The 1,650-nt window shown below is 67.9% G+C and carries 2 protein-coding genes; both read left to right on the forward strand.

From position 1 onward, the window contains the following. Positions 1 to 125: 125 nt before the first annotated feature. Positions 126 to 878: a hypothetical protein gene (locus Q673_RS23560; RefSeq protein ID WP_023005113.1), complete on the forward strand. Its 753-nt coding sequence runs from the start codon at positions 126 to 128 to the stop codon at positions 876 to 878. Between the two features lie 70 nt (positions 879 to 948). Beyond that, complete coding sequence (locus tag Q673_RS23565; protein WP_023005114.1) at positions 949 to 1,647, forward strand: TIGR03759 family integrating conjugative element protein; 699 nt, start codon at positions 949 to 951, stop codon at positions 1,645 to 1,647. Positions 1,648 to 1,650: the final 3 nt, after the last annotated feature.

Consider the following 1,650-nt stretch of genomic DNA (forward strand, 5'->3'; position numbering starts at 1 on the left):
CTGGGAGCTGGAGGTCGACCCCGTCGCCAGAGAGGTTTGCTACCAGGTGCGGGATATCCGCTATGTGCCGGGGCACGGCGACGACAGTCGTGACGAGAGCGCTGCAGCGGTGGCGGAGGTGAGCGATGCGTGAGCCCACCGAGCTGTCGCCCGACCAGAAGCAGGCAGAGCCGCAGCATCGCCGCAAGCGCGGGGCAGGGAAGGGCGGCAGGAAGGCCCTCTACGGCCTGCTGGCGGTCAGCCTGGCCGGCGCCGTGGTGTCAGGGGCGCTGCTGTTGAGGCCGGTGCCCGAGGAGGTGCCGATGGAGTCCCTGGTGCAGTCCCAGGTGCAGCAGGCCGTGATGCCCCTGGAGGAGACGCTTGCCCGAGTGGAATCACAGCAGGCGGCGCTGGAGCAGCGCCTGACGAAGCTGGATCAGCGTCTCGAACGGGCCGAGCAGCGCGTGCAGGAAAGTGCTTCCGGCATCACGGTCACGCAAGCGCAGCTGGAGCAGCTTGAGCCACGCATGGCCGGGCTGGCGGAGGACCTTAACCGCCTGGATAGCGGGCTCAACCTGCGCGTCACCGCTCAGAACGAGCAGATCCTGGCGCTGGAGGAGCGCCTCGAGCAGAGCCGGCAGACGGCGCCACGTCCGGCTCCTGCCCGCCAGACGCGGCGGCCGGTGGCCCCGCCGTCTCCCCGGTTTCAGGTCACCGGCGCCGAGTCTCGTGGTGGTCGTCCCTACGTGGGTGTTTCTCCCAACGGCCTGTCGAGCCTGCGTGACGTCCATCTGCTGGGTGTCGGGGATCGCCAGGATGGCTGGGAACTGACGGCGATTCGTGGCACCCATGCCGTCTTCAGTCGCAGCGGCCGTTCGGTCGACGTCCAGATTCCCTGATGCCACCGGAGATCTCGCGATGATCACCTCGAAACCTGCTGTCTTGCCGGTTGTGACAATGACCCTTGCCATGACGCTGTTGGCCAGCCAGGCCGCTGCCCAGATCACCCCGGAGAGCCGCCCCGATGCCTCCGCCGTGATTCAGGAGGCGCAGCGGATGCTCGAGAGCGAGCGTACTCGCACGCGCACGGAGCAAGCTGAAGCCTGGAGGCTGACCGAGCGCGATTGGGAGCGCTACGAGGCGCTGATGGAGGGGCCACGGGGCGTCTGGTCGCCCAACCTGGATCCCATCACCGCACTCGGCGTCGAGGCGCGCAGCGCCGAGGAGCGCCGCCGCTATGCGGAGCTGCTGGTACAGGTGGAGCGCGCCCGCACCGAGCGCGAGCTGGCGTTCCAGCGGGCCTATGACGCGGCTTGGCAGCGCCTCTACCCCAACGAGATGCCGGTGGATGAGTTCACGCTTAGGCCACGCAATGCCTTTCGCTTCACCGATGAGGGTGCACTTCAGGCGCGCTTGACGGTGCATGTGGCAGTGAACGACTGCGAGCGTTGTGACAGCACCGTCCGCGAGCTGTTGGCCCAGGGCACGCAGATGGACATCTTCGTGCTCGACAGCGACGGCGACGATTCGGTGATACGTGATTGGGCGCGACGTGTGGGTGTGCCGGCCGACCGCGTGCGCGCACGCGACATTACCCTGAATCACGGACAGTCGGACCCCGAGCGTGGCATCGCCGTGGGGTCGCTGCCTCAGGTCTACCCGAGGTGAGGA

It is taken from the genome of Halomonas sp. PBN3, assembly GCF_000475415.1.
Classification (GTDB): Bacteria; Pseudomonadota; Gammaproteobacteria; order Pseudomonadales; family Halomonadaceae; genus Halomonas; species Halomonas shengliensis.

Excerpts from the sequence above, each read along its gene's own strand:
- Q673_RS23560 (WP_023005113.1), top strand. The coding sequence starts at position 126 with ATGCGTGAGCCCACCGAGCTGTCGCCCGACCAGAAGCAGGCAGAGCCG.
- Q673_RS23565 (WP_023005114.1), top strand. The coding sequence starts at position 949 with ATGACGCTGTTGGCCAGCCAGGCCGCTGCCCAGATCACCCCGGAGAGC.